Below are 383 nucleotides of genomic sequence, written 5' to 3' on the forward strand. Positions count from 1 at the left end.
TATCCGTAAAAGTAGGCTTTGATGTCGTCCTGCGTTGGTTGGTATCCGTCAGCCCATCCACTGTCTGCAACTGGAATGCCGAAGTAAATTTCTCCGGCTGCTGTAACGGCATTCGTATCTGCTGAACTGCCTGTACTTCCTTGCGGTAGTAGTTTTCCATCATATTTTGTGCCTATACCGCTACCTGCTACCGCTCCAATCGCCAGCCCTGTCACTTTAACTTGCCTGTTTCCGTTAGTAGCACCACCTTCACCAGGTATCCATGCTCTACTACCATCAAGCATTAGCCCCTGCCATCGTTTGGACTTGAAGTATTGCCCGTCACGTTCGAAAACTGTATCCGCATTGGCTCCTGTAACTGGATCGGCGTACAGGTCTGTTTG

At 49.6% G+C, this 383-nt stretch carries 1 pseudogene; it reads right to left on the reverse strand.

What is annotated here, in order from left to right:
- Positions 1-383 (reverse strand): annotated as a pseudogene (locus L693_RS30840) (hypothetical protein); the annotation flags it as partial.

Source organism: Paenibacillus sp. 1-18, assembly GCF_000520755.1.
Classification (GTDB): Bacteria; Bacillota; Bacilli; order Paenibacillales; family Paenibacillaceae; genus Paenibacillus; species Paenibacillus brasilensis.